Raw genomic sequence first — 26,023 nt, 5'->3', positions numbered from 1 at the left:
GCCAACCCTCCTAGTCGTCGTCGCCGTCGATCAGTTGCTCCTTCTGCGCGCGGGACAGCGACTTGATCGCGTGTTCCCGCGACATCGCCGCCGACTTCGAGCCGAACGACTCGACGTGTCGCAGCGTCACCGGGGTTCGACCCCGAGTGTACTTCGCGCCCTCCCCGGCGTCGTGTTCCGCGACGCGTCGCTCGACGTCGGTCGTGTACCCGGTGTAGAGGGTGCCGTCGGCGCACTCGATGACGTACACGTGGTGGTCGGCCACGAGACGCCGTGCGAGCGCGAGCGTCAAGTGCGTACGGATACGCTCCGTGCCGAAAGGCCCCGCGAACTCGGCCGGTAGTCGGGTCGCTGGCGCGCTCGCTGACCGGGCCGTCACCGCACGAATTTCCCGGTTGGAGGCGGGGCAGTCGCTATCGACGTCGGTCGAATTTCGATCGGCGTGTCACCGATCAGTCTCCGGTTCGCGTCCGTTCGCGAGACACCTCGGCGATGCCCGCGTTCGCGGAGCACTTCGGGCACGCGTTCAGGGCGCCGTGTTCGTCCGCGAACACGCGAGCGAAGCGGTCGGAGACGTGCGACTCGCAGTGGTCACAGCGTGGCATGTGATGCCGACGTACGCCGGCAACTACCATACGAACTCGACGAACAAATACCCTTTCTCGACCCCGTCGGCTACCGGTATTCGGTCGTTCGGCCGGATCGCGAGATCGACGGGGACGGCGGGGCGCAGTCGGGGTCGATCGGGGTCGTCGACGGGAGTGTGTCGAGCCGGTCAGTCGGCGCGGGCCGCGTCGACCGCGCGGGCGATCAGCCCGGCCTGCGCGCCGGCGACGAACCCGGCGTCGACGTTGACGGTCGTGAGCACGGAACACGACTGAAGCGCGCCGTGGAGGGCCGCGACCCCTTCTCCGCCGACGCCGTAGCCGGTCGAGACGGGGAGAGCGATCACGGGCACGTCGACGAGTCCGGCGACGACCGTCGGGAGGGCGCCCTCCCGGCCCGCCGCGACGACGACGGCGTCGGCCCCGCGTATCCGGTCGGCCTGGTCGAGGATCCGGTCGAGGTTCGCGACGCCCACGTCGTCGATCCTATCGACCGTCGCCCCGATTTCGCCGGCGACGACCGCCGCCTCGCCCGCGACCGGCGCGTCGGCGGTGCCGGCAGCCACGACCGCGACCGACGCGTCGAGCGCCGGGGGAGCGAAGTCGGCGGCGTGCGCGACGACGGTCCGCGTCCGGTCGTCGCGGTCGACCGTCGCGTCCGCGTCGAGGTCGGCGACCGCCGACGCGGTCGCCTCGTCCGCGCGCGTCACCAAGGCCCGGCCCGTTGTCTCGACCGCCGTCGTCGCCAGCGCGGCGACCTCCGCCGGGGTCTTCCCCTCCGCGAGGATCGCCTCCGGAATCCCGCGCCGTCGCTCGCGGGCGGCGTCGAACCGCCCGGCCTCGGTCGTCGCGTAGCCCGCGAGCCGCGACTCCGCCTCCTCGACGCCGATGTCGCCCGCTTCGAGCGCCGCTAACGTCTCTCGCATGGGCGACCGTCGACCGCGGAGCCGGTCGTAGCTGTCGGTTCGGCGTCCGGGAGCGCGCCGCGCGCGACGGCGGCGAACCGCGGGCGCGACCGCCACGCGTCCGACGTGTCTCCCGATCCAGTCGCGTTCGGGGTCGCGTTCGGGTCGGCGCGAGGGCCCGAATCTCACAAGATTTATAAGCCCTTGTGTTCGCAACCCCCCGCGAACCGGCGTCACGGCGCCCCTCGCGGGCGAATTCAGGAACTCTTATTAACCACCACCGGGTAGGCCCGATCGCATGGCAGACCTCATTGTCAAAGCGGCCGTCAAGGAAGCCCTGGACGACAAGAACGTCGCTTCGGACTTCTACGACGCGCTGGACGACGAAGTGGACGAGCTGCTCGAAGACGCCGCGCGCCGCGCCGAGGCTAACGACCGGAAGACGGTCCAGCCTCGCGACCTCTAAGACGGACTCGTTTCCGTCCGTTTTATTTCGACGACTCGACCGACTAGCCGCGGCGCCGTCTCGCGGTTTTTTGCCGGAGCGTACCGCTGTACCGGATCAGACGGCGTCGACGCGAACGCCGGACTCGGTGCCGACGTGGACCTCGTCGGCGAGGCCCACGAAAAGCCCGTGTTCGACGACGCCGGGGATCGACGCCAGCGACGCCGCCAGCGACGCCGGCGCGTCGATCGCGCCGAACGCGCAGTCGACCACGAGGTTCCCGTTGTCGGTCACCACTGGACCGTCCTTGCGCTCCGCGCGTCGCAGCGTCGGTTCGCCGCCGAGCTCCCGGAGCGCCTCGGCGACGGCGGTCCGCCCGGCCGGTAACACCTCGACCGGGACCGACCGGTCCAGCCGCGGCGACTCCTTCGAGGGGTCGGCGACGACGAGGAAGCGGTCGGCCGCGGCGTCGACGAGCTTCTCGCGGGCGTGGGCCGCGCCGCCGCCTTTGATCAGGGCGCCGCCCGCCACGGCGTCCGCGGGACCTTCGCCCGTCGCCACCTGATCCGCACCGTCGACCGCGAGGTCGATCCCCGGGCCGTCGGGACCGATCGCCTCGGGGAGGTCGAGACAGGGGATCCCGTTCTCGACCGCGAGTTCGCGGCTCGCGAAGGAGGTGGGGACGCCGCGGGCGTCGAGGCCGGCGTCGATCCGGTCACCGAGCCGACGGATCGCGTGTGCCGCCGTCGATCCGGTCCCCAGACCGACCACCTCGCCGTCGGTCACGGCCTCGACCGCCGACTCGCCGGCGCGTCGCTTCGCCTCGTCGCTCCCGCCGCTCGTCTTCATGGAATCCGATGCGTGGGGAGCCGATGAAAAGGCGTCGGGGACCGATAGAGGAGGCGAGCGGAGATGGGCAAGGGGGCGGGGACGGAGCGGAACGAGACGGGCCGAAAGGCCGGCTCACTCCAGTCGGTCCACCACGGCCTCCGCGTCGTAGGCGAGGGAGAGTTCGCGGGAGCGCCCGCGGCCGTCGACGTCCGCGTACTCCGCGTCGATGACGCCGAGCTGGTCGAGCTTGTTGATGATCTCCGAGTAGCGGGTGTAGCCGAGCCCGGTCTCGTCGTTGAAGGCGTCGTACACCGCGCCGGCCCGCTCGCCGTCGTGCTCGGCGAGGACGCGGACGAGGTCGCGCTCGGAGTCGGAGAGCCCGCGCAGCGACCGCGAGAGGTGGACGTGCTTCGACTTGTCGTAGGCGGACTCGACGTCCTCCTCGGAGACCGTCTTCGAGGCGCGCATCTCGGCGTTGAGCCCGGCGCGGCGGAGGAGATCGATCCCGACGCGGAGGTCGCCGCTGTCGGCGGTGAGGTCGGCGACGCGCTCCAACTCGCCGTCGCCGATGACGCCGTCGTGGAAGCCGCGCTTGGCGCGCTCGGCGAGGATGTCGTATATCTCCGTGGCGTCGTAGACGGGAAAGTACACCTCCTCGGGCCGGAAGACGGACTGGACCCGGGTGTCGAGGTCGTCGATCACGTCGAGCCCGAGGTCCGAGGAGACGACGATCACGCCGATCTTCGCGCCGGAGTGCGCCTCGTGGGCGCGCAGCAGCGAGTAGAGCGTGTCGGACGCCTCGTTCTCGTAGAAGAGGTAGTTCACGTCGTCTAAGGCGACGACGAGAACCTCGTCCTCCTCGACGAGCCGGTCGGTTATCTGGCCGAACAGCTTCTTGAAGGAGATCCCGGAGGAGGGCGGTTCGTACTCGAAGATGCCCTCGAACAGTCGGGAGAACACCGCGTAGCGCGTCGAGTCGACCTGACAGTTGACGCGGACCGTCCGCACCTCGGTCCGGGCGCCGAGTTCGCCGAACAGCTTCTGCACCGCGGTGGTCTTGCCCGTCCCCGGCGGTCCGCGGACGACCGTGTTGAGCGGGCGGGAGCCGCGGACGGCCGGGCGGAGCGCGTACTTGAGGCTCTCCAGTTGGCTCTCGCGGTGGCGGAACGTCTCGGGGACGTGGTCGATCTCGAACACCGACTCGTCGCGGAACACGGACTCGTCCCACGAGAGCATGTCTCCGGCGTCCCCGGTCATGCGAGTACCACGAGAGGCCGCGCACTTAACCGTTGCCCGGCGCCGGGGCGAAACTGAAACTTGTCCCGTGAGCGCTCGCTCGGGGCGATTCCGCCGATCGGTCGTTCACTCTCGGTCCGGCCGAACCGCCTCGGAATCGGCGCGGCGCAACACCAGCACGTGGCGCGTCAGCGACCGGTGAACCCGGCGCTCGAACGCCGCGTCGACGATCCAACCGGCCTCGCGGGCTGGACCGCGCCAGTCGCGGTCGGCGACCAACACGGCGCGCGGCGCGACCCGGGCGGCCTCGTCGAGCGCGCCGGCGACCAAGTCCGCGAGCTCGTGGCGCGCGATCTTCGACTGCCGACCGTACGGAGCGTCGAACGCGACCCCGTCGACGGCGTCGTCGGCGAGGGGGAGCGCGGTCGCGTCGCCGCGCGCGACGTGCCAGTCGGGCGCCCCGCCGGTGCCGGCGTCGCCCAGGTACGCGCGGAAGTTCTCTCGCGCGCCGCGGACCATCTTCGCCTGCGCGTCGCAGGCGACGGCGTCGGCGCCGACGAGCCCGGCCTCGAGCGGCAGGCCGCCGGTGCCGCACATCGGATCGAGCAGGGTCCGGCCCGGAGCGGCGCCGGCGAGGTTAGCGTAAGCGCGCGCGTCCGCCGGGGCCATGCTCCCCGGCTGGAAGAACGGGCGGTCGGTCGGCTTGGGCGCGAAGTCGCGGGCGGCCTCGACCGCGACCCAGCCGAGCGCGCAGCAGTCGGCGTCGCCGCCGTCGGCGCCGGCCACCGCGTCGTGTTCGGCGCGCGGTCCGGCGGAGAAGAGCGCGCGGAGGACGTGGTCGGGGTCGTCGAGGTCGACGTCGAACCCGCGGTCGACGAGGACGCCGCCGAGTTCGCGCTCGGCGTCGCCGGTGGAGACGTCGGCCGTCGCCCGGACGTTCCGAGCGCGGACCGCGACGCTCCCGGACCGGTCGAGCGGCGCGGCCCGGAGCGCGGCGGCCGCGGCGTCGACGTCGGCGTCGGTCCGGGCGACCGCCTCGTGGGCGGCGCGGGTGTACGCGAGCCGGCGGGCGTGCGGCCGGTCGACCGCGCCGGTGCGCGCGATCCCGGGGGCCAGGAGGTCGACGCCGGTCGTCGCGGTCGCGGCCTCGCGGGCGGCGAAGGCGTCGGTCTCGCCGGCGAGTTCGAGCCAGTACACGCCGACGGCTCCGCGCGGCGAGGTGAATAGCGTGGCGGTTCCGAGCAATCACCTTTTTACGGCGTTCGGGCGAGAAATGATGTAATGACGGCCGACCCGAAGGAGACGATCACCGTAGAGAACGTCGTTGCCTCCACGGGGATCGGACAGGAGCTCGATCTCCAGAGCGTCGCGATGGACCTCGAGGGCGCCGACTACGACCCAGAGCAGTTCCCCGGCCTCGTCTACCGCACCACGGACCCGAAGTCGGCCGCGCTGATCTTCCGGTCGGGGAAGATCGTCTGTACCGGCGCGAACTCGATCGAGGCGGTCCACGAGAGCCTCGACATCGTCTTCGAGGAGCTTCGCGCGCTCCAGATCCCGATCGAGGACCCGGAGGTCACGGTCCAGAACATCGTCACCTCGGCCGACCTCAGCGAGAGCCTGAACCTGAACGCGATCGCGATCGGCCTCGGGTTGGAACACATCGAGTACGAGCCGGAGCAGTTCCCGGGGCTCGTCTACCGGCTCGACGAGCCGGAGGTCGTCGCCCTCCTGTTCGGCAGCGGGAAGGTCGTCGTCACCGGCGGCACCAGCCCGGCCGACGCCGAGGCCGCGGTCGACGTGATCGTCGAGGAGCTGAACGGGCTCGGACTGCTCGGCTGAATCTGGCTCGGACTGTTCGGCCGCAGCGAGCCCGGACCGGTCCGCCGCGGCGACCCGAGCGCCCGACCGACGGCGGCGTTCCGCGACCACTTTTACCCTTCACCTCGTAGGGTCGCTATGCTCTTACAGACGGTGACGCCGGTCTCCGTGCTCGGGACGACCGTCCTGTTGGCGCTGTTCCTCTCTCTGACCGCGCACATCGCTGCCCGGAACGTCCTCGGTGACGCCGACCCGCGCCGTGCCCTCTACGTCGGCCCGCTCCCGGCGGTGATCAGCGTCGTCGGGAACGCGTTCGACGCCCCCGGCGCGCTCATCCTCCTCGCGGCGCTCCTCGTCGACGGGACGATGTTCTGGTGGAGCTACGAGCAGCCGCGGCGGGTCGTGGCCGCGATGACGTTGATCCACGGCGTGGTCACGACGCTGCTCGTCGGGGTCCTGCTTTTGGCCTCGATCCTCCTCGCGTCGATGCCGGGATAGACCCACCGAGCGAAGCCCTCGCCCCCCTCTCACGGCGACGGGGGCGGCCCGTCGTACGCGTCGTGGTCCTGATAGAAGTTCAGCATCGCGAACTTCAGCTTCGCGGGGTCGATGTCGAGCAGTTCCGCCCGCTCCTCGGGCGGGAAGGCGGAGCGGACCGAGTACTTCCCCATGTCTGCGGTCGTGTAGCGCCGGTCGGCGAGGATCCGGACGCCGAAGTCCTCCGGACCGCGGATTACGCGACCCAGCGCCTGCCGGGTCTTGCGGATCGTCGGGATCTCGACCGCGTAGAGCCACCCCGGGTCGCGGGCGCTGTCGCGGTCGGCGAACGCGCGGTCGTACGCGTCCTGGACCGCCTCGGTGCGGTCCGAGAGGTGCGGGTACGGCACGCCCACCACGACCACCGTGCGGGCGTCGTCGCCGTCGAAGCTCACCCCCTCGGCGAGCGTTCCCCACAACGAGGTGAACAGCGCGGCGTCGTCGGCGTCGACGAACTCGCTGCGGAGTCGCTCCTCGTCGGTCCCCGGACCGTCGAGGTGGATCGGGCCGAGGTCGGGGTCGCCGCCGGTCGGCGACGCTCCCGCGCCACCGGTCCCCGCGAGCCGTTCGTGGTAGCGCTCGGCTTCCGCGTACGACGGGAAGAAGGCGAGCGTGTTGCCCGGCGTGAATCGGATCGCGTCGCGGAGCAGCGACGCCACCGCGTCCTGCGTCTCGGGGTCGTTGCGCTCGGAGGCGAAAAGCGGCGGCACGTCGGCGGCGAACGTGCGCCGGTTCGCCTCGGGGTAGCCCATCTCGTAGGCCATCGACGCGACGTCCTCCAGCCCGAGCACGTCCTCGGTCACGTCGAACGGGCGCAGCGTCGCGCTCATCAGGACCGACGCGGCCACCTCGTCGAACAGCTCGCTGGTGACGTTTCGAGGGATGCAGGTGTACAGCTCCGCGCGGCCGTAGGCCTCGCCGGTGCCGGCGTCGCGCCGGACCGAGACCACCGGGTACTGGCCGAACTCGGTGCCGTCCTCGACCCACGTCGAGACGAACCGGGCGGCGGCGAGCGTCTGCGACTCCGAGCGGCTCGTCGCCTCCCCGTCGCGGTAGCGGCGCTCGTACTCCTCGTCTATCGCCTGGCCGAGCTGGACGGCGAGCTCGGTCTCGGTGTCGATCCCGCGTCCCTCGTAGTTGCGGAGGAACGCCAGCGTGAGGTCGTCGCGGCGGTCGTCGTTGGCGATGGACACGTCCTCCCAGTTCTCCGTCACCGACTCGGCGCCGCCGAAGCCGAGCCCGTCCTCGTACGTCTCGACGAGGGCGTCGCGGAAGGCGCGGAGGACGTTCTCGGCGGGCTCGGCGCGTGAGTCGTCGCTGTCGGCCAGCTCGTCGAGCGCGGCGTCGAGGGTGTTCTCGGTGAGGGTTCGGGTGGCGTGATCCCGGGCGGCGTCCTCGATGTTGTGCGCCTCGTCGAACACGGTGATTATCTCGGAGGGGTCGCGGTCGATCCAGCGGAAGAACTGCTCGCGGATGTTCGGATCGAGCAGGTGGTGGTAGTTACAGACGACCAGGTCGACCCCCTCCATCCCCTCTTTCAGCAGCTCGTAGCCGCACAGCTCGCGCTCGTCGGCGTACGCGTACACGTCCTCGGGCGTCCGGACGTCCTCGAAGAGCCACCCGAAGAACTCCTCCGTGTCGCGGGTGAGGTTGTTGCGGTAGTGCGCGCAGACGTTGGCGGCCTCGTACTCGTCGACCTCCGCCTCCAACTCGTCCAGCTCGTCCATGATCGCCTCGCGGGCCTCGGCCGCGCCCGCGTCGCCGTCGCGGCTCTCGGCGAGCAGCTCGCGCTGGCGCGCCTCCAGTTCGCGGACCTCGTTTTCGGTCTCGACCATCTCGCGCGTGGTGTCACGGAGGGTCTGACACTCCTGGTAGTCCACGTCGATGTGACACATCGACGACTTCCCCTTGAACACGACCGCTCGGATCGGCTCCTCTCTCGTGATCGCGCGGGCGTCCTCGACGAACTGCCGCATCTGCTGGTGGACGTTCGTCGTGATGACGACGGTCCGGTCGTGCTCGCGGGCGTGCTCCAAGGCGGGCACGAGCGCGGAGAGCGTCTTCCCCGTCCCGGGCGCGCCCTCGAACAGCACGTCCTGTCCCCGGTCTAACGCGTTGGCGACCCTGTCCATCGCCTCGCGCTGGTTCGGGTACGGCTCCTCGTAGGGGAAGAACCGGAGATGCGACGACTCTGACACGGGGTGGGGTTCGGCGCCACCGGGCAAAAGGAGTCGGGTGGCGGGGCGGAAGTGGTCGAGCGACGCGGGCGGCGGCGTCGGCCGCCGCAGCTAGTTTCAATATGTATATACGTTCCGGGAGTGTGCGCCCGCTACGCACTTTGCCGGCAGTTATTACCGGTTGTTGGGTGTGGGTAGTGTACGCATGGCAACCGAAACCGCGACAGCGACGGACGTATCGACCGAAACCGGAGACTGGAAGGCGGGCGTCGTCGGCGGACTCGCGGGAGCGCTCGTCTTCGGCGCGATGATGTCGGCGCTGACGCCGGGCGTCCTCGAGATGGCGATTCCGGCGATGTACGGCGTCGGCGGTCCCGCCGGCGCCGTCGGCTGGGCGATCCACATGGGTCACGGGGCGGTCCTCGGCGTCGCCTTCGCCGGGATCGTGGACCTGCGGCCCGAACTGAGCGAGTCGATCGGAGCGAGCCTCGGCGTCGGCGCAGGGTACGGCCTGCTCGTCTGGGTCGCGCTCGCGGTGATCGCGATGCCGATCTGGCTGGGTGCCGTCGGGTTCCCGGGCGCGCCGCCGCTCCCGAACGTCGGCGTCGAGAGCCTCGTCGGCCACGTCGTCTACGGCATCGTTCTCGGCGGCGCGTACGCCGCGGTGGCGAACTGACCCCCGGTAGCGAACTGACGGCGCGGCGGCGAACCGACGCCGGCGCGGCACCCCGCTTTTTAATCCCCCCGGCGACCATCGATGAGAGCATGTTCGACGAGATCCTCGAGAAGTTCGAGGGGTCACCGAGCCAACAGGCCGTCATCCGACTGTTCTTAGAGCGCGGCTTCTCCGTCAACGAGGAGGGACGGGTCGTCTCCGGCGGGATCGAGATCCCCTACACCGGGATCGCGCGCGAACTCGACGTCGACCGGCGCGTCGTCGACTCGACGACCGACGCGATCCTCGAGGACCCCGAACTGAAACGCATCTTCACCAACATCTCGTCGGTGCCGAGCCTGATGGACCTGGCTCCCGTCTTGGACCTGACGGTGCTGACGATCGAGGTCGCGGCCGCCGACGAGGCCGGCATCGTCGCTGAGGTGACCGGTATCCTGGCCGACCACGGCGTCTCGATCCGGCAGGTGCTGAGCGAGGACCCGGAGTTCACCGACGATCCGAAGCTGTACGTGATCACCGACGCGGACCTGCGGGGCGACCTGCTCGTGGAGATCCGCGACCTCGACTACGTCCGACGCGTGGGGTTTTGACTTCCCGACCGACGAGTCCGTGCGAACGAGACCGCCGGTCGCCAGCGGCGAGAAATCGGGTGCGAAAGGCTCGGTCACGAACGCATCGATCAGTTTCACCCGTCGATCAATCGCGCCGGCCCGGCGAACGCTTACGAACGATGACGAACCACGACCGAGCGCTGTCGCCGGCCGATTTTCACTTTCACTAGGGTGTAAACCAGCCTTTATACGGGATGGCGAACAAGCGATCCGTACATGCCTGAAGACGAACTCGAGGACCTCCCCGGCGTCGGCCCGGCGACCGCGGACAAGCTCGTTGACAACGGATTCGAGAGCTACCAGTCGATCGCGGTCGCGAGCCCCGGCGAGATGTCGAACACGGCCGACATCGGCGAGTCGTCCGCCGCGGACATCATCAACGCCGCCCGCGACGCCGCCGACGTCGGCGGCTTCGAGACTGGCGCGACCGTGCTCGAACGCCGCGAGGAGATCGGGAAGCTGTCGTGGCAGATCGACGAGGTCGACGAGCTGCTCGGCGGCGGTATCGAGACGCAGTCGATCACCGAGGTGTACGGTGAGTTCGGCTCCGGGAAGTCGCAGGTTACCCACCAGATGGCCGTCAACGTCCAGCTACCGCCGGAACACGGCGGCCTCGACGGCGGCTGTATCTTCGTCGACTCCGAGGACACGTTCCGCCCCGAGCGGATCGACGACATGGTCCGCGGCCTCGACGACGAGATCCTCGCGGACGAGATGGAGCGCCGCGAGATCGAGGGCACGCCCTCTGACGAGGAGGCGATGGAGGAGCTCGTCGAGGCGTTCTTAGACCAGATCCACGTCGCGAAGGCGTTCAACTCCAACCACCAGATCCTGCTCGCCGAGAAGGCGAAGGAGCTCGCCGGCGAACACGAGGAAAGCGAGTGGCCGATCCGGATCGTCTGCGTCGACTCGCTCACCGCGCACTTCCGCGCCGAGTACGTCGGCCGGGGCGAGCTCGCCGACCGCCAACAGAAGCTCAACAAGCACCTTCACGACCTGATGCGGATCGGCGACCTGTTCAACACCGCCATCCTCGTCACCAATCAGGTCGCGTCGAACCCGGACTCGTACTTCGGCGACCCGACGCAGGCGATCGGCGGCAACATCTTGGGACACGCGTCCACGTTCCGGATGTACCTCCGGAAGTCGAAGGGGGACAAGCGGATCGTCCGCCTCGTCGACGCGCCGAACCTCGCCGACGGCGAGGCCGTGATGCGCGTCCAGAACGAAGGCCTGAAGCCGGAGTAAGCGGTTTTCTGCGGTGTCGGTCGACTTCGACGGCGGCGTCGCGCCGTCGACTAACTGAAACGGCCAGTCGATCCGGAAACGGGTTGACGAACGTCAATTTCTATCGAGGCGGCCCGAAACTCCCGAAATCGCGGGTAGCGGGCCGTTCGCAGTAATATCGCGAGACAGCAGGGTGGCAATACTCGCCAGAAGCGGCCGCGCACGGTCGTGAGAGGGGTTTTGATCGCAGATCGCGCTGAAACAGACGGATATCTTACACAACAGTCGTTGGGTTCGAGCGCAGCAATTGCCGCGAAATCCCAGAGGAAACGTCCTTATATTCCATGGTCACGTCATTATATCGAACAGCCACCGTATTATCAAGCTGATTTCTTGTGAAACTCAACTCTAACGTTTATGTATAGTCGTTCCCCCGAGTCGAAACGTGATTCAGCACATGAACACGAGCGAAACGCAGTTTGAATCGGACGAGCGTTCAGTAGAGGTGGTCGGAGCGTGACGGCCGACGTACTCGCCACGATCGACCCGAGCACGTTCGCGTCCGCGATGAACGGGACGTGGATCCTAGTCGTGACGTTCCTCATCTTCTTCATGCACGCCGGCTTCGCGATGCTCGAAGCCGGGCAGGTCCGCTCGAAGAACGTCGCCAACCAGCTGACGAAGAACCTCCTCACGTGGAGTATCGGCGTGACGGTGTTCTTCCTGATCGGAACGGCGTTCACGAGCCTCGTGAACGGCTCGCCGGGGATCGCCTCCGCGGCGGGCTCGCTGTTCTCCGGCGGCGAACTAGCGGTCGAGGCCGGCGCGATCGGTCCGTACGTCAACTGGCTCTACGGCGCGGTGTTCGCGATGACCGCCGCGACGATCGTCTCCGGCGCGGTCGCCGGTCGCGCGAAGCTCCGCGCGTACGTCACGTACACGTTCCTCCTCGCCGCGGTCATCTACCCGATGGTCATCGCGTTCACCTGGTCGGCCTCCGGTGACGGCCTCGTCGCCCAGTTGACCGGGACCGCGTTCCACGACTTCGCCGGCGGCATGATCGTCCACGGCATGGGCGGTATCGCGGGCCTCACGGCCGCGGCAGTCCTCGGTCCACGGATGGACCGCTACGCCAAGGACGGCTCGACGAACGTCATTCCCGGCCACTCGCTGACCTTCGCCGTGCTGGGGACGCTCGTCCTCGCCTTCGGCTGGTACGGCTTCAACGTCGGGACGGCCTCGGTGGTCAGCGGCGGCGTGTTCAACACGCTGACGCTCAACCTGGTCGCGATGGGGACGACCATCGCGATGGCGGCCGGCGGGATCGGCGCCGCCACCGTCGTCTGGCTGAAGACCGGCAAGGTCGACACCCTCTACGTCGCGAACGGCCTCCTCGCGGGGCTGGTCGGCATCACCGCGATCCCGGACACCACCGCGTGGTGGGGCGCGCTGATCGTCGGTGGCCTCGCCGGCGCACAGCTCCCGATCGTCTTCGAGTTCGTCTCCGATACGCTCAAGATCGACGACGTCTGCGCGGTGTTCCCGGTCCACGGCAGCGCGGGCGTCCTGGGGACGCTCCTCTTCCCCTTCGTCGCCGCGCCGGGCGAGCTCAGCGCGGGCATCGGCGCACACTTCGTCGCCCAGCTGGTCGGCGTCGTCATCATCGGCGGCTGGACGCTCACCGCGACCGCCGCGGTCTGGTACGCGCTCAAGCTGAGCGGTGAAGCGCGCGTCACCCCGGAACACGAGCAGGAGGGCCTCGACATCTCCGAACACGGCGTCGAGACCTACCCCGAGTTCGGCGGCGACCGCGTCGCGACCGACGGCGGCCCGGATGTCGTCGACACCACTGACGACTCCCCGCGCGCCGACGGCGGCGTGGAGTCCGGCTCGCAGATCAAGATGGTCACCGCGGTCGTCCGCCCGGACAAGCTCGGGGCCATCAAGCAGGCGCTCGCGGAGATCAACGCGCCCTCGCTCACCGTGACGAACGTCTCGGGTCGCGGCAGCCAGCCCGCGAAGAAGGGCCAGTGGCGCGGCGAGGAGTTCACCGTCGACCTCCACCAGAAGGTGAAAGTCGACGTCGTCGTCGCCGACATCCCGGCCGACGAGGTCGCGGAGGCGATCGCGGACGCCTCGAAGACCGGCGAACCCGGCGACGGGAAGGTGTTCATCATCCCGGTCGAGGACGCGCTCCAGGTCCGCACCGGCGAGACCGGCGCGGGGGCGGTGTAGGCGCGTAGCGCGGACGACCACCGCTGTTTCTCACGGACCGGCCGCGGCGCGGCCGGTTCGGCAACTACTTTCAGCCCGCCGACCCAACCGATCGGTATGAACCACGAGCGTTCGCGCGGGCTGTACGACCGCGCGCTGTCGGTCATGCCGGGCGGGGTCAACTCCTCGGTCCGGGCGACGATGCCGCACCCGTTCTTTATCGAGCGCGGCGACGGCGGCCACGTGATCGACGCTGACGGCAACCGCTACGTCGACTGGGTGATGGGGTACGGGCCGCTGCTGTACGGCCACGACCTGCCCGACCCGGTCGAGGCGGCGGTCCAGTCGCACGTCGCGGAGGGGCCGATGTACGGCGCGCCGACGGAGATCGAGGTCGAACACGCCGAGTTCGTGGCGCGACACGTCCCGAGCGTGGAGTCGATCCGGTTCGTCAACTCCGGCACGGAGGCGACGGTCTCGGCCGTGCGGCTCGCGCGGGGGCACACCGACCGCGACAAGATCGTCGTGATGCGGGGCGGCTACCACGGCGCGCAGGAGTCGACGCTCGTGGAGGGGAGCCCGGAGGACCCGCATCCCTCGACGAAGGGAATTCCGGAGGAGTTCGCTCGGCACACGCTCCCGATCCCGTTCAACGACCCGCAGGCCGCCAAGGAGGTGTTCGCGGAGCACGGCGACGACATCGCCGCCGTCCTCGTCGAGCCGATCTTGGCCAACATGGGGATCGTGATGCCGATCGACGGCTACCACGAGACGCTCCGGGACCTCTGTGACGACCACGGGTCGCTTCTGATCTTCGACGAAGTGATCACCGGCTTCCGGGTCGGCGGGCTCGGCTGCGCGCAGTCGAAGTTCGGGGTCACCCCCGACGTGACGACGTTCGGCAAGATCATCGGCGGCGGGTTCCCGGTCGGTGCCATCGGCGGGAAAGCCGAGATCATCGAGGGGTTCACCCCGGCGGGCGAGGTGTTCCAGTCGGGCACCTTCTCGGGGCACCCGGTGACGATGGCCGCGGGGAAGGCCGGGCTGGAGTACGCGGCCGAAAACGACGTGTACGAACACGTCAACCGGCTCGGCCGGAAGCTCCGCGAGGGGATCGCGGAGATCTGCGCGGAGCGCGCGCCCGAGTACACCGTCGTCGGCACCGACTCGATGTTCAAGACGATATTCACCCGCGACGCGCCCGACGACGTCGACGCCTGCTGTGCGGGCGGCTGCCGGCAGGACCCGGACTGCGCCCGCTACGACGCCTGCCCGAAGACCGGTGCCGACGTCGCCGCCGCCGCGACCGACCGCTGGGAGCGCGTGTTCTGGCAGGAGATGAAAGACCGGGGCGTGTTCCTCACCGCGAACCAGTACGAGTGTCAGTTCACCTCCTACGCGCACACGGAGGAGGACGTCGAAGAGACGCTGGAGGCGTACCGAGAAGCGCTCTGACCGACAGCGAGAGCGGGTGTTCGAGACTGCCGTCGTCGGTTCGGTAGTTAACCACGAGCGTCGCAGCGACGGCTGCGCTTACAAAGTGGCGCGTGCCTGAGAGCGGCCGCCTTCAGCGGCCGCGAGCGGCGCGCGCGAGGGACGCGGTGAGCGCTCGGAGAGCGCGAACCGCGAGGCTGGGGAGGCGTGAGGCGCTGTGCGGTGCGGTGCTGTGCGGTGCGGTGCTGTGCGGGGTGGGACTCGAAGGGGCAGCCGCGAGGCGGGCGCAGACGACGTAAGCACTGGAAAGAGAGCAACGCGAGCGACTGAAGCGCGCAACGAGTGTGCGCCCGCCTCGCGGCTGGGGCTTTAGAGGAGTTGTCCGTCGGCCCGCACTCGACTATGTATCAACGAGCGGCTAGGGCTTTGGACGGGCCGTCCGTCGATCCGCGGTTATCTACTTATAATCGGTAGACGGCGACATCCCGATCACAGTTATGCGTATCCGCATCGCCGACCGGCGCCACGTGCTCCCAGTCGCAATCGCAGTCGCACGCGTTCACCGTGGAGTTACGGAACGTTTTTATATCGGAGATCGGGTACGTACAGGTGATGACCGCAGTGGCTCGTCTCGACGCCGTCCTTTTCCGAGGCCGACGAGCCCTGCGACCGCGACGAGACGTCCGACCGCCGCGACCGGCTTCCGGCGCGGCGCGACGACGGGCCCCTTCGGGCCAATAACTTCCATCCCTCGTCGCGTTCGCGCCGTTTTGTCTCCGAGAGTCTCGACTCCGATCGTCGCGAGCGACTGCCCCGCCATTTTCTTACAAATTTGAAACCGCTGAATTTAAGGGCATAGGCCGGGTGTACTCTGGTAATGACAAGCGTTGCACTCGCGTTCAGCGGGGGACTCGACACCACGGTCTGCGTGCCGCTGCTGAAAGAGGAGTACGGCTACGACGAGGTCATCGGCGTCAACGTCGACGTCGGGCAGCCGACCGAGGAGTTCGACGAGGCCGAGGAGACCGCCGAGGCGCTGGGACTCGACATCCACGTCGTCGACGCGAAAGACGAGTTCGCCGACCTGTGTTTCGACGCGGTGAAGTCGAACGCCAGCTATCAGGGCTACCCGCTCGGGACCGCCTTAGCGCGCCCGGTCATCGCCGAGGCCATCCTGGGCGTCGCCGAGGAGCAGGGCTGTGACGCCATCGCCCACGGCTGTACGGGCAAGGGCAACGACCAGCTCCGGTTCGAGGCCGTCTGGCGCGGCTCCGACCTCGAAGTGATCGCGCCCGTCCGCGAACTCGGGCTCACCCGCGAGTGGGAGATCGACTACGCCGCCGAGAAGGACCTGCCCGTCGAGGCCGGCGACGGCGGCGTCTGGTCCATCGACGAGAACATCTGGTCGCGCGCGGTCGAGGGCGGCAAGCTGGAGAACCCGGACTACGAGCCGCCGGAGGACATCTACGAGTGGACCGCCGAGCCGGAAGGCGAGACCACCATCGAGGTGACCTTCGAGGAGGGGATCCCCGTCGCCGTCGACGGCGAGGCGATGGACCCCGTACCGCTCATCCAACACCTCAACGAGTACGCCGGCGGCTACGGCATCGGTCGCACGGACGTGATGGAGGACCGCATGCTCGGGCTGAAGGTGCGCGAGAACTACGAGCACCCGGCGGCGACGGTCCTGCTGACGGCCCATCAGGCCCTCGAAGACCTCGTGCTCACGAAGAACGAGCGCTCGTTCAAGAAGGGGATCGAACAGGAGTGGTCCGAGAAGGCGTACCAGGGCCTCGTCTTCGCCCCCGTCGTCGACGCGCTGAACGCGTTCATCGACGAGACGCAGGACGTGGTGACGGGGACGGCCACCGTGAAGGTCTCCGGCGGCAACTGCCGCGTCGTCGCCCGCGACTCCGAGTACGCCGTCTACTCCGAGGAGATGGCCTCGTTCAACACCGAGGACGTCGCCGGCATCGCCCAGTCCGACGCGACGGGCGTCGCGAAGTACCACGGGCTTCAGGAGCGCCTCGCCAACGACGTGAAGGCGAACGTCTCGAAGCCGGAGTTGGCCACGGACGGCTCGGGAGCGACGGACGAGACCGACCACAGCTAAATGACAGACGACGACCCCGGCACGGCCGTCCGCGGCGATCGCTTCAGCAGCGGTCCCGCCCGCGAGTTCCTGTCGAGCCTCGCGGCCGACGCGGCCATCTTCGAGGCGGACCTCGCGGTCGACCGCGCGCACGTGGTCATGCTGGCGGAGCAGGGGATCGTCGATAGCGCGGTCGCGAGCGAGATCCTGAGCGCGCTCGACGGCGTGGAGGCGGCGGGCCACGGCGCGCTCTCCGACGGGGAGGACGTCCACGAGGCGATAGAGACGGCCGTCATCGACCGGATCGGCCCCGACGGCGGGCGGATGCACACCGCCCGCTCGCGGAACGACGAGGTCGCGACCTGTATCCGGTACCGGCTGCGCGAGGACCTGCTCGCGGCCGTCGAGGCGACCGTCACCGCTCGGGAGGCGCTCGTCGAGACCGCGGAGGCGCACGCGGAGACGCTGATGCCGGGGTACACGCACCTCCAGCCGGCCCAGCCGACGACGGTCGGACACTACCTACTGTCGTACGAGGGCGGGCTCTCCCGGGACACCGCGCGCCTGCTCGACGCGTACGACCGGGTCAACCGGTCCCCGCTCGGCGGCGCGGCGTTCGCGGGGACGCCCTTCGACGTCGACCGCGACCGGACCGCCGAGCTGCTCGGGTTCGACGGGACGGTCCGCAACTCGATGGACGCCGCCTCAGCGCGCGACTTCCTCGCGGAGTCGGCGACCGCGCTCGCGACGCTCGCGACGACGCTGTCGGGGCTCGCGGAGGACCTGATCGTCTTCTCGAACAAGGGGGTCGTCGAGCTGGCGGACGCGTACGCCTCCACTTCCTCGATCATGCCCCAGAAGAAGAACCCCGACACGCTGGAGCTGACCCGCGGCGTCGCGGGCGACGCGGTCGGCGAGGCGACCGGCACCCTGAGCCTGCTGAAGGGGCTCCCGCGCGCCTACAACCGCGACCTCCAGCGCGCACACGCGAGCGTCTTCGAGATCGCGGACGACGTGCGCGAGGCGACGGAGATCGCCGCGGGCGCGGTCGCGACCGCCGACTGGGACGAGGACGCGCTCGCGACGGCCGCCGGAGAAGGCTTTTCGACGGCGACGGGCGTCGCTGACCTGCTCGCGATGGCGGGGCTCCCGTTCCGCACCGCCCACGAGATCGTCGCGAGCGCCGCGCCCGCGGTCGAGGACGGCGACGATCCCGCGACGGCCGCCGCAAAAGTTGACGAGGCCGCACGAGGCGTGCTGGGGGAGTCCCTCTTCGAACGCGTGTCCCGCGAGGCGGTCGAACGCGTGCTCGACCCGACCGAGAGCGTCGCGAGCCGCGACTCCGCCGGCGGCCCCGCACCGGAGGCGGTCGCCGAGGAGCTGACGGCGGCGACCGCGGGTATCGACGCGGACGCGACGGCGCTCCGCGAGCGTCGCGAGTCGCTCGCGTCGGCGGCCGACGCGCTCGACGCGGAGGTGGCGACGTATGAGTGAACGCCCGCCGCAGCCAGATCGGATGCGACGACCGCCGCGGTCGGCGGTCGGTCCGCGACCGTCGGCCGCGCTCCCGTTCCCGCGAGGGGACGAACACATTTCCGGCCTCTGACACACGATGTCCGTCGACCGGTTTCGACCGCTTTTGCTCCGATAGCCGGTGCTTTAGTTAGTGTAAACTATTTGGTAAGTTCGGAACCTTTATGCGTTTTCGCCGCCGAGGAGCAGGTACGATGACGAGCGACACCGACACGCTGGTGGCGGAGGACCCGATCACGGGCGAGGAAATCGAACTCCCGGCCGACGTCGAGGTCGGCGAGATCATCGACAGCCCGGTCACCGGGACCGAACTCGAAGTGATCTCCCTCGATCCGGTCGTCTTGGAAGAGGCGCCCGAACTCGAGGAGGACTGGGGCGAGTAGATGGCGACGAGCGCCGCGTCCGCGACGATCGAGTGGTTCACATGCGCGTAGGCGTCCTCTACTCGCGAATCCGGAAAGACGAGAAGCTGCTGCTTGGCGAGCTCCGCGAGCGCGGACACGAGATCGAGAAGATCGACGTCCGCAAGGAGCGGTTCGGGCTCGAGTCCACGACCGCGGCCGTCGACGACCTCGACATCGTCGTCGACCGCTGCCTGTCGACGAGCCGCTCGCTGTACGCGACCCGGTTTCTCGACAGCTACGGGGTTCCCGTGGTGAACGGCCCCGAGACGGGCGACGTCTGCGCCGACAAGGCGAAGAACTCGCTCGCGCTCGCCGAGGCCGACGTGCCGACGCCCGCGACGGAGGTGGCGTTCACGACGGAGGCGGCGCTCGAAGCGATCGAGTCGTTCGGCTACCCCTGCGTCCTCAAGCCGGTCACCGGCTCGTGGGGGCGCCTGATGGCCAAGATCGACTCGCGCAACGCCGCCGAGGCGATCTTAGAGCACAAGGAGACGCTCGGCCACTACGAGCACAAGGTGTTCTACGTCCAGGAGTTCGTCGACAAGCCCGGCCGCGACATCCGCGTGCTGGCGGTCGACGGCGAGCCGGTCGCCGCGATGACCCGCTCGTCGGAACACTGGCTCACGAACGCCGCGAAGGGCGGCGAGACGAAGTCGTTCGACCTCGACGAGCGCGCGACCGAACTGGTCGAGAAGGCCTCCGACGCTGTCGGCGGCGGCATGCTCGGCGTCGACCTGATGGAGGTGGGCGTCGACGCGGACGGCGACGGCACGGCCGACGACTACACCGTTCACGAGGTGAACCACACCGTCGAGTTCAAGGCGCTCGACGCGGCCACCGAGGTCGACGTGCCGGCGAGAGTAGTCGACTGGCTGGAGTCGAAGGCGGTCGAGCTGGCCGACGGCGACATCGCCGGAGCGGGGAGCGAGGAGGTGGACGCGTGACCGACGAGAGCTACACCGCGAGCGTCGTCGGCGGCACCGGGTTCACCGGCGGCGAGCTGTTGCGGATCCTCGCCGGCCACCCCGACTTCGAGGTCGTCCAAGCGACCTCGCGGTCGGCGGACAACATGACCGTCGGGCGGTCGCACCCGAACCTGCGCGACCTCGACCTGCGGTTCTCCGACCCCGACGACCTGGCGTCGGTCGACGTGCTGTTCGCGGCGACGCCCCACGGCGTCTCGATGGGGCGGATCGACGAGTTCTTCGAGGCCGCAGATACGGTCGTCGACCTCTCGGCCGACTTCCGGCTCCCCGCAGCGGAGCTGTACGACGAGTGGTACGACGGCCACGAGTCGCCGGAGTACTTGGAGCGCGCCGAGTACGCGCTCCCGGAGCTGAACCGCGAGAACCTCCCCGGCGCCGACCTGATCGCCGGCGGCGGCTGTAACGCGACCGCGACGATCCTCGGCCTGAAGCCGCTGGTCGACGCGGGCGCGCTCGGTCCGGATACCGGGGAAGTCGTCGTCGACGTGAAGGTCGGCTCCTCGGAGGGCGGCGCCGGCGGCGGCGCGGCCTCCTCGCACCCGGAGCGCTCGGGCGTCGTGCGCCCGTACGCGCCCACCGGCCACCGCCACGAGGCGGAGATAGAGGCGTACCTCGACCTGTCCGTCTCGTTCACCGTCCACGCGGTCGAGATGGTCCGCGGCGCGAGCGCGACCTGTCACGTCTTCCCCGGCGAGCCGCTCTCGAAGGGGGACCTGTGGGGCGCGTACCGCGACGCGTACGCCGACGAGCCGTTCATGCGTCTCGTCTCGGGCGGCGGCGGCGTCTACCGCTACCCCGAGCCGAAGGCGGTCGCGGGGACGAACCACGGCGAGGTCGGCTTCGAACTCGACCCCGGGAACCGGCGCGTCGTCGTCTTCTCGGCGATAGACAACATGACGAAGGGGTCGGCGGGGCAGGCGGTCCACGCGGCGAACGTCGCCTTGGGGCTGCCCGAGACCGCCGGCCTCGAGTTCCAGGGGCTCCACCCGGTGGGATCGCCATGAGCGGCGGCGAAACCGGGAACGACGACGGGCCGCCGGTCGTCGTCAAGGTCGGCGGCGCGAAGGCCGTCGACCCGGCCGGCGCGGTCGGCGACGTGGCCCACCTCGCCGCCAATGGGCGCGAGGTCGTCGTCGTCCACGGCGGCTCGACGGTCGTCGACGAGACGCTCGAACGGCTCGGGATCGAACCGGAGTACGTCGAGTCGGCCTCGGGCGTCACGGGGCGGTTCACCGACGCGGAGACGATGGAGGCGTTCACGATGGCGATGGCTGGGAAACTCAACACCGAACTGACGGCACAGTTCCGGTCGGCCGGGGTCGACGCGGTCGGGCTGAGCGGCGTCGACGGCGGGCTCCTCGCCGGGCCTCGCAAGTCGGCCGTCCGCGTCGTCGAGGACGGCAAGAAGAAGATCCGGCGCGGCGACCACTCCGGACGGATCGAGTCGGTGAACGCCGACCTCCTCTCCGGGCTGCTCGCGGACGGCTACACGCCGGTCGTCTCCCCGCCGATGGCGGGCGAAGAGGGCGACGGCGAGGTGACGCCCGTGAACGCGGACGCCGACCGGGCGGCCGCGGCGGTCGCGGGCGCGCTCGGCGCCGATCTCGTCCTCCTGACCGACGTGTCGGGCGTGTACGCCGACGCGGACGACCCCGACACGCGCGTCGACGCGGCCGTGACCCCCGACGAGCTGGCGGCCTTAGAGGACGCCGCCGAGGGGTTCATGGGCAAGAAGGTGATGGCCGCGACGGAGGCGCTGTCGGGCGGCTCCGACCGCGTCGTGATCGCGGACGCCAACGTCCGCGATCCGGTCGTCGCCGCGCTCGGCGGCGAGGGGACGACGATCGAACGGTCCGCGCTGGCTGACGACGCCGCCGGTGACGAGACCGGCGACGCGGACGAAACGGAGGGGATCGACGCGTGAGCGGCTTCGTCTTCTCCGAGAAGCCGATCGAGATGGCGTCCGGCGACGGCGTCTACCTCACCGCGACCGACGGCACCGAGTACCTCGATTTCGGCGCCAGTTACGCCTGTACGCCGGTGGGGCACTGCCACCCCGAGGTCGTCGACGCGGCGACGAGCCAGCTGGAGGAGCTCATGTACGTCCAGGCGTCGTACCCGCACGCGGCGCGGACGGCGCTGTACGAGCGGCTCGCCGAGGTCGCCCCGGTCGACGTCGACAACGTCTGGCTCTGTAACTCCGGGACGGAGGCGAACGAGGCCGCGCTGAAGTTCGCACGGCACGCGACGGGCCGGCAGAAGATCGTCGCCACCACGCAGGGGTTCCACGGGCGGACCATGGGAACGCTCGCGACCACCTGGAAAGACAAGTACAAGGAGGGGTTCGGCCCCCTCGCGGGCGGCGTGGAGTTCGTCGAGTACGGCGACGCGGCGGCGATGCGCGAGGCGGTCGACGAGGAGACCGCCGCCGTCATCCTGGAGCCGCTTCAGGGCGAGGGCGGGATCAACCCCGTCTCGACCGAGTACCTCCAGGCCGTCCGGGTCGCGACCGCGACGAGCGGCGCGGCGATGATCCTCGACGAGATCCAGACCGGACTCGGCCGCACCGGCTCGCTGTGGGCGGCCGACCGTCACGACGTGGTTCCGGACATCCTGACGACCGCGAAGGGGCTCGGCAGCGGGCTCCCGATCGGCGCGACGCTGTGTCGCGACTGGATCGCCGCCGACGCCGGCGATCACGGGTCGACGTTCTCCGGCGGCCCCGTGGTGTCGGCCGCGGCGGGCGCCACCCTCGACGTGATCGAGCGCGAGGACCTGCCCGCACACGCCGAAGAGATCGGCTCGTACCTCCGCGGCGAACTGCGCGACCGCCTCGGCGACGACGTCCGCGACGTCCGCGGCGACGGGCTGATGGTCGGTATCGAGGTGCGCCGGGGGTCGAACCGGCTACTGCGGGACCTCGCCATCGACCATCGGATCCTCGCGCTGCCCGCGGGCCGGACCGTGCTGCGGCTGCTGCCGCCGCTGACCGTCGAACGCGAGCACGCCGACGCCGTCGTGGACGCGATCGAAGAGGTGATCGGCTGATGGCGGCCGGCACGGAGCGGGAGGCCGAGGCGGCGTCCGGCGACGGCGCCGACGTCGTCGCCGGCGGTGGCTACCCCGCGGCCTGCGACACCGCGGCCCGCCGGCTGCTGTACGACATGGTATCGATCCCGTCGCCCTCGCGCGAGGAGGAGCGAGCCGCCGAGCGGCTCGTCGACTTCTTCGAGGCGAACGGGCGCGAGGCGTGGATCGACGAGGTCGGGAACGTCCGCGCGCCGGCGAACGACGCCGTCCTCCTCACCTCGCATATCGACACCGTGCCGGGCGACATTCCGGTCGAGGTACGGCCGGCGCCGCCCGAGGGGGAACTGCCGGAGCCCTCGGACGTCCCCGTCGGCGAGCCCGGCGACCCGGTGTTGTGGGGTCGCGGGTCGGTCGACGCGACGGGACCGCTGGTCGCGATGGCGGTCGCGGCGGTGAAGACGGGGGTTTCGTTCGCGGGGGTCGTCCGCGAGGAGGTCGACTCCGGCGGCGCGCGCCACCTCATCGGCGACCGCGACGCCCCCGAGGCGGTGGTCAACGGCGAGCCGTCGGGCTGGCAGGGTATCACGCTCGGCTACCGCGGCCTGCTGGAGGGAACCTACGTGAACACGAGCGAGTCGGGCCACTCCTCGCGGCCGGAGCCGAACGCGATCCAGCACGCGATCGACTGGTGGCACGGCGTCGAGGAGACGTTCACGCCCGACGACTCGGAGACCGCCGTGTTCGATCAGGTGACGACCAAGCCCATCTCGGTCGACGGCGGCCTGAGCGACGACGGCCTCGCCGTGGAGGCGACGATGGACGTTCAACTCCGGATCCCGCCCTCGCGCCCGGTCGACGAGATACACGAGTTGGCGGAGGCGGAGCTGTCGACCGGCTCGGTCCACTGGGGCGACCCGATGCCCCCCGTGATGGAGAGCCCGCGGACCGGCCTGGCCCGGGCGTTCCGCGTCGCGATCCGGTCGGTCGACGGCGACGTTCGCCTGCTGCGGAAGACCGGCACGAGCGACATGAACCTCTACGCGGCCGCGTGGGACTGCCCGATGGTCACCTACGGCCCCGGGAACTCCGACCTCGACCACGCGCCCGACGAGCGGCTCCCGCTCCCGGACCTCGACCGCGCCGTGAGCGTGTTGACGGCGGTCTGTCGCGAGCGACTGTAACCCCGGTCGCCGGCCGCGAACCGACTTCGAAGTACACCACCCTCATACGACACTACCGAACGATGCCACTCGCTACCGACGACTTCCTCGACATCGACGACGTGACGCCCGCCGAACTGGACGCCCTGCTCGACCGCGCCGCCGCGATGAAGGCGGGCGAGACGGACCCGCGACTGGCGGACGCCACGCTCGGGATGATCTTCGAGAAGCCGTCGACGCGGACGCGCGTCTCCTTCGAGACGGGAATGACGCGGCTCGGCGGCCACGCGATGTTCCTCGGGCCCGACGACATCCAACTCGGCCACGGGGAGCCGCTGCGCGACACCGCGCGCGTGCTGGGTCGGTACGTCGACGGCGTGATGGCGCGGCTCTTCGACCACGGGGACGCCGAGACGCTCGCCGAACACGCCGACTGCCCCGTGATCAACGGGCTCACCGACGAGGCACACCCCTGCCAGACGCTCGCCGACCTCCTCACGATTCGGGAGACGGTCGGCGAGGACGCCACGGTCGCGTGGGTCGGCGACGGCAACAACGTCGGACAGTCGTTCGTCGTCGGCGCGGCGATGGCCGGGGTCGACGTGCGGGTCGCCACCCCGGCGGAGTACGGGATGGACCCGGACGTCTTCGAGCGCGCCGCGGCGTTCGGCGCGGACGTGGAGCCGACGACCGACCCCGAAGCGGTGGTCGACGGCGCCGACGTCGTCTACACCGACGTGTGGATTTCGATGGGCCAAGAGGACGAACGCGACGAGAAGCTCACCGCGTTCGACGGGTTTCAGGTGAACGGCGACCTGCTCGCCGGCACCGACGCGCGGGTGATGCACTGCCTGCCCGCGCACCGCGGCGAGGAGATCACCGACGACGTGCTCGAGTCCGACCGCGCCCTCGTCTGGGACCAGGCGGAAAACCGGATGCACGCGCAGAACGCGCTCCTCGTCGAGCTGCTCGGCGGGGAGTGAGGCGAAAACGGCGGTCGGCCGGACCGCGGTCGCGACCGAGGGATCGGTCGGAGCGCGGTCCGAGACGCTGGGAGCGCGAGGCGGACACCTATCCGGAGAGCGTGACGAGCGACGCGCCCAGGACCACGAGCGAAGCGGCCGCGATCAGCGGCCACGTGACCCGCTCGAGACGGCGGGGGAGAAACAGGGCCGAGAGGGCGATAACGATCAGCGGCGCGGTGTGCGTGATCGGGATCACGATCACCACCGGTGCGGACGCGAGCGCGCCGAAGTACGCGAGGAGTCCGACCGTGCTCGCCACCCCGGCGCCGACGTACCACCGCGCGTGCGGGTTCCGGACGATCGACGGGAGCGGGGTTCGGCGGAGGCGGCGGTATCCGGCGTAACCGACGAACGCCGCGGTCATCATCACCGCGAGTCCGACGAGGATCGGCGTCCCGGCGTCGAGCCCGATCCGAACGAGTATCGGTTCGACGCCGGTGAACCCCGCGGCGGCGATCGGAAACAGCAGCGATGACCCCGCGTTGCGCGGCGAGGCGGGCGAGTGCGAGTCGGCGGCGGTCACCCGCGAGATGACCGCGATCCCGACGACGATGAACGCGATCCCAGCGACGTGGGGTAGCGTGAGCGATTCGCTGAACAGCAGCACGGCCAGGACGGCGGCGACCAGCGTCGAGGCCGAGACGATCGGGGTCGTTCGGCTCGCGCCGATCGCCTCGATCCCGGCGAACGCACAGAGGCGTCCGAGGACGAGACCGGCGATCCCCGCCGCGGCGAACGCGCCGACCGCGACCCGTGAGAGCCCGTATTCCGGATGGTGGCGAGCGACGGCCAGCGGGACGACCAGCAGGAGGTTGACGCCCATCATGACGACGACGGCATCACCGACGTCACCGCCGTCGGTGGCGACCCGAATCAGAATGTTTTGGACGGCCAGAAGGGCGGCGGCGAGTACCGCGAGGGCGACGCCGACCAGAGAGACGAACTCGAACATCACGGTCGGAAGATATTCTCGTCGTAGATGCGTATATTCTCGTGAAAATGGCTGGATTCCCGACTAAACGAATACGATTCTTTCGTAGTACTGATCATCATACCGGGAGGGACCGTTCACAA

The 26,023-nt window shown here is 69.8% G+C and carries 25 protein-coding genes; 17 read left to right on the top strand and 8 right to left on the bottom strand.

Annotated features, from left to right (window positions below; translation table 11 throughout):
- Positions 1 to 10: 10 nt before the first annotated feature.
- The 3 genes from ACZ5KW_RS04000 to larB all read right to left on the bottom strand — a co-directional run bounded on the left by ACZ5KW_RS04000 (position 11) and on the right by larB (position 1,531).
- Positions 11 to 265, bottom strand: a complete 255-nt coding sequence (locus ACZ5KW_RS04000) for a GIY-YIG nuclease family protein (RefSeq protein WP_343778382.1) — start codon at positions 263 to 265, stop codon at positions 11 to 13.
- Positions 266 to 452: 187 nt separating this feature from the next.
- The gene (locus ACZ5KW_RS03995) at positions 453 to 605 is read right to left on the bottom strand and encodes a DUF7563 family protein (RefSeq protein ID WP_343778384.1); all 153 of its coding nucleotides are present in this window, start codon (positions 603 to 605) and stop codon (positions 453 to 455) included.
- 170 nt (positions 606 to 775) lie between these two features.
- Positions 776 to 1,531: a nickel pincer cofactor biosynthesis protein LarB gene (gene larB, locus ACZ5KW_RS03990; RefSeq protein WP_343778386.1), complete on the bottom strand. Its 756-nt coding sequence runs from the start codon at positions 1,529 to 1,531 to the stop codon at positions 776 to 778.
- Between the two features lie 277 nt (positions 1,532 to 1,808).
- Here larB and ACZ5KW_RS03985 point away from each other — a divergent pair, with 277 nt between their 5' ends.
- A complete protein-coding gene (locus tag ACZ5KW_RS03985) occupies positions 1,809 to 1,976 on the top strand; it encodes a DUF1931 family protein (RefSeq protein ID WP_004047560.1) in 168 nt (55 codons plus the stop codon).
- A gap of 96 nt (positions 1,977 to 2,072) precedes the next feature.
- On the opposite strand, the gene rpiA is transcribed toward ACZ5KW_RS03985, so the two are convergent.
- The 3 genes from rpiA to ACZ5KW_RS03970 all read right to left on the bottom strand — a co-directional run bounded on the left by rpiA (position 2,073) and on the right by ACZ5KW_RS03970 (position 5,219).
- Entirely contained in the window at positions 2,073 to 2,804 is a 732-nt protein-coding gene (gene rpiA, locus ACZ5KW_RS03980) for a ribose-5-phosphate isomerase RpiA (RefSeq protein WP_343778388.1), read from the bottom strand.
- A 114-nt stretch (positions 2,805 to 2,918) separates the two neighbouring features.
- Positions 2,919 to 4,043 (bottom strand): ORC1-type DNA replication protein, encoded by a 1,125-nt coding sequence (locus tag ACZ5KW_RS03975; protein WP_343778390.1) that lies wholly within the window; start codon positions 4,041 to 4,043, stop codon positions 2,919 to 2,921.
- A gap of 105 nt (positions 4,044 to 4,148) precedes the next feature.
- Positions 4,149 to 5,219, bottom strand: coding sequence for a THUMP domain-containing protein (locus ACZ5KW_RS03970; RefSeq protein WP_343778392.1), 1,071 nt, complete (start codon positions 5,217 to 5,219; stop codon positions 4,149 to 4,151).
- Between the two features lie 84 nt (positions 5,220 to 5,303).
- On the opposite strand from ACZ5KW_RS03970, the gene ACZ5KW_RS03965 reads away from it, so the two are divergent.
- Positions 5,304 to 5,864, top strand: a complete 561-nt coding sequence (locus tag ACZ5KW_RS03965) for a TATA-box-binding protein (RefSeq protein ID WP_343778393.1) — start codon at positions 5,304 to 5,306, stop codon at positions 5,862 to 5,864.
- Positions 5,865 to 5,981: 117 nt separating this feature from the next.
- Positions 5,982 to 6,341, top strand: coding sequence for a DUF7473 family protein (locus ACZ5KW_RS03960; RefSeq protein ID WP_343778394.1), 360 nt, complete (start codon positions 5,982 to 5,984; stop codon positions 6,339 to 6,341).
- Positions 6,342 to 6,370: 29 nt separating this feature from the next.
- On the opposite strand, the gene ACZ5KW_RS03955 is transcribed toward ACZ5KW_RS03960, so the two are convergent.
- The gene (locus tag ACZ5KW_RS03955) at positions 6,371 to 8,578 is read right to left on the bottom strand and encodes an ATP-dependent DNA helicase (protein ID WP_343778395.1); all 2,208 of its coding nucleotides are present in this window, start codon (positions 8,576 to 8,578) and stop codon (positions 6,371 to 6,373) included.
- A 184-nt stretch (positions 8,579 to 8,762) separates the two neighbouring features.
- Between ACZ5KW_RS03955 and ACZ5KW_RS03950 the strand changes: the two genes are divergently transcribed.
- From ACZ5KW_RS03950 to argF, 14 genes are all read left to right on the top strand, one after another.
- Positions 8,763 to 9,233 carry a histidine kinase gene (locus tag ACZ5KW_RS03950; protein ID WP_343778397.1) on the top strand — a complete coding sequence of 157 codons (471 nt, stop codon included), beginning with the start codon at positions 8,763 to 8,765 and terminating at the stop codon, positions 9,231 to 9,233.
- A gap of 89 nt (positions 9,234 to 9,322) precedes the next feature.
- The gene (locus ACZ5KW_RS03945) at positions 9,323 to 9,823 is read left to right on the top strand and encodes an ACT domain-containing protein (protein WP_343778399.1); all 501 of its coding nucleotides are present in this window, start codon (positions 9,323 to 9,325) and stop codon (positions 9,821 to 9,823) included.
- A gap of 237 nt (positions 9,824 to 10,060) precedes the next feature.
- Positions 10,061 to 11,092, top strand: a complete 1,032-nt coding sequence (gene radA, locus ACZ5KW_RS03940) for a DNA repair and recombination protein RadA (protein WP_343778401.1) — start codon at positions 10,061 to 10,063, stop codon at positions 11,090 to 11,092.
- Positions 11,093 to 11,587: 495 nt separating this feature from the next.
- Positions 11,588 to 13,306 (top strand): ammonium transporter, encoded by a 1,719-nt coding sequence (locus ACZ5KW_RS03935; protein WP_343778402.1) that lies wholly within the window; start codon positions 11,588 to 11,590, stop codon positions 13,304 to 13,306.
- Between the two features lie 96 nt (positions 13,307 to 13,402).
- Positions 13,403 to 14,740 carry a glutamate-1-semialdehyde 2,1-aminomutase gene (gene hemL, locus ACZ5KW_RS03930; protein ID WP_343778404.1) on the top strand — a complete coding sequence of 446 codons (1,338 nt, stop codon included), beginning with the start codon at positions 13,403 to 13,405 and terminating at the stop codon, positions 14,738 to 14,740.
- Between the two features lie 856 nt (positions 14,741 to 15,596).
- On the top strand, positions 15,597 to 16,832 hold the full coding sequence (locus ACZ5KW_RS03925) for an argininosuccinate synthase (RefSeq protein ID WP_343778405.1): 1,236 nt from the start codon (positions 15,597 to 15,599) through the stop codon (positions 16,830 to 16,832).
- Positions 16,833 to 18,305 carry an argininosuccinate lyase gene (gene argH / locus ACZ5KW_RS03920; protein ID WP_343778407.1) on the top strand — a complete coding sequence of 491 codons (1,473 nt, stop codon included), beginning with the start codon at positions 16,833 to 16,835 and terminating at the stop codon, positions 18,303 to 18,305. It begins immediately after the preceding gene.
- A 233-nt stretch (positions 18,306 to 18,538) separates the two neighbouring features.
- Positions 18,539 to 18,727, top strand: coding sequence for a lysine biosynthesis protein LysW (gene lysW / locus ACZ5KW_RS03915; protein WP_048077712.1), 189 nt, complete (start codon positions 18,539 to 18,541; stop codon positions 18,725 to 18,727).
- Between the two features lie 41 nt (positions 18,728 to 18,768).
- Positions 18,769 to 19,692 (top strand): lysine biosynthesis protein LysX, encoded by a 924-nt coding sequence (gene lysX, locus ACZ5KW_RS03910; RefSeq protein ID WP_343778410.1) that lies wholly within the window; start codon positions 18,769 to 18,771, stop codon positions 19,690 to 19,692.
- Positions 19,689 to 20,738, top strand: a complete 1,050-nt coding sequence (gene argC / locus ACZ5KW_RS03905) for an N-acetyl-gamma-glutamyl-phosphate reductase (protein ID WP_343778412.1) — start codon at positions 19,689 to 19,691, stop codon at positions 20,736 to 20,738. Before lysX ends, argC begins: the two co-directional genes overlap by 4 nt.
- Entirely contained in the window at positions 20,735 to 21,658 is a 924-nt protein-coding gene (locus ACZ5KW_RS03900; RefSeq protein ID WP_343778414.1) for an acetylglutamate/acetylaminoadipate kinase, read from the top strand. The genes argC and ACZ5KW_RS03900 overlap by 4 nt, the downstream gene beginning before the upstream one ends.
- On the top strand, positions 21,655 to 22,782 hold the full coding sequence (locus ACZ5KW_RS03895; protein ID WP_343778416.1) for an aspartate aminotransferase family protein: 1,128 nt from the start codon (positions 21,655 to 21,657) through the stop codon (positions 22,780 to 22,782). Before ACZ5KW_RS03900 ends, ACZ5KW_RS03895 begins: the two co-directional genes overlap by 4 nt.
- The gene (locus tag ACZ5KW_RS03890; RefSeq protein WP_343778418.1) at positions 22,782 to 23,945 is read left to right on the top strand and encodes a [LysW]-lysine hydrolase; all 1,164 of its coding nucleotides are present in this window, start codon (positions 22,782 to 22,784) and stop codon (positions 23,943 to 23,945) included. The genes ACZ5KW_RS03895 and ACZ5KW_RS03890 overlap by 1 nt, the downstream gene beginning before the upstream one ends.
- 62 nt (positions 23,946 to 24,007) lie before the next feature.
- The gene (gene argF, locus ACZ5KW_RS03885; RefSeq protein WP_343778419.1) at positions 24,008 to 24,907 is read left to right on the top strand and encodes an ornithine carbamoyltransferase; all 900 of its coding nucleotides are present in this window, start codon (positions 24,008 to 24,010) and stop codon (positions 24,905 to 24,907) included.
- A gap of 88 nt (positions 24,908 to 24,995) precedes the next feature.
- Here argF and ACZ5KW_RS03880 read toward each other — a convergent pair whose 3' ends face one another.
- Entirely contained in the window at positions 24,996 to 25,901 is a 906-nt protein-coding gene (locus tag ACZ5KW_RS03880; protein ID WP_343778420.1) for a DMT family transporter, read from the bottom strand.
- Positions 25,902 to 26,023 lie beyond the last annotated feature (122 nt).

This window comes from Halorubrum ejinorense, from assembly GCF_055389685.1.
The sequence above is the reverse complement of the archived record's forward strand: the minus strand, read 5'-3'. Positions and strand labels throughout refer to the sequence as shown.

Coding starts and splice junctions, on each gene's coding strand:
- rpiA (WP_343778388.1), bottom strand. CDS start 2,804: ATGAAGACGAGCGGCGGGAGCGACGAGGCGAAGCGACGCGCCGGCGAG.
- ACZ5KW_RS03985 (WP_004047560.1), top strand. CDS start 1,809: ATGGCAGACCTCATTGTCAAAGCGGCCGTCAAGGAAGCCCTGGACGAC.
- lysW (WP_048077712.1), top strand. CDS start 18,539: ATGACGAGCGACACCGACACGCTGGTGGCGGAGGACCCGATCACGGGC.
- ACZ5KW_RS03890 (WP_343778418.1), top strand. CDS start 22,782: ATGGCGGCCGGCACGGAGCGGGAGGCCGAGGCGGCGTCCGGCGACGGC.
- lysX (WP_343778410.1), top strand. CDS start 18,769: ATGCGCGTAGGCGTCCTCTACTCGCGAATCCGGAAAGACGAGAAGCTG.
- ACZ5KW_RS03925 (WP_343778405.1), top strand. CDS start 15,597: ATGACAAGCGTTGCACTCGCGTTCAGCGGGGGACTCGACACCACGGTC.
- ACZ5KW_RS03995 (WP_343778384.1), bottom strand. CDS start 605: ATGCCACGCTGTGACCACTGCGAGTCGCACGTCTCCGACCGCTTCGCT.
- argH (WP_343778407.1), top strand. CDS start 16,833: ATGACAGACGACGACCCCGGCACGGCCGTCCGCGGCGATCGCTTCAGC.
- ACZ5KW_RS03965 (WP_343778393.1), top strand. CDS start 5,304: ATGACGGCCGACCCGAAGGAGACGATCACCGTAGAGAACGTCGTTGCC.
- ACZ5KW_RS03950 (WP_343778397.1), top strand. CDS start 8,763: ATGGCAACCGAAACCGCGACAGCGACGGACGTATCGACCGAAACCGGA.
- larB (WP_343778386.1), bottom strand. CDS start 1,531: ATGCGAGAGACGTTAGCGGCGCTCGAAGCGGGCGACATCGGCGTCGAG.
- argF (WP_343778419.1), top strand. CDS start 24,008: ATGCCACTCGCTACCGACGACTTCCTCGACATCGACGACGTGACGCCC.
- ACZ5KW_RS03960 (WP_343778394.1), top strand. CDS start 5,982: ATGCTCTTACAGACGGTGACGCCGGTCTCCGTGCTCGGGACGACCGTC.
- ACZ5KW_RS03975 (WP_343778390.1), bottom strand. CDS start 4,043: ATGACCGGGGACGCCGGAGACATGCTCTCGTGGGACGAGTCCGTGTTC.
- hemL (WP_343778404.1), top strand. CDS start 13,403: ATGAACCACGAGCGTTCGCGCGGGCTGTACGACCGCGCGCTGTCGGTC.
- radA (WP_343778401.1), top strand. CDS start 10,061: ATGCCTGAAGACGAACTCGAGGACCTCCCCGGCGTCGGCCCGGCGACC.
- ACZ5KW_RS03880 (WP_343778420.1), bottom strand. CDS start 25,901: ATGTTCGAGTTCGTCTCTCTGGTCGGCGTCGCCCTCGCGGTACTCGCC.
- ACZ5KW_RS03945 (WP_343778399.1), top strand. CDS start 9,323: ATGTTCGACGAGATCCTCGAGAAGTTCGAGGGGTCACCGAGCCAACAG.
- ACZ5KW_RS03900 (WP_343778414.1), top strand. CDS start 20,735: ATGAGCGGCGGCGAAACCGGGAACGACGACGGGCCGCCGGTCGTCGTC.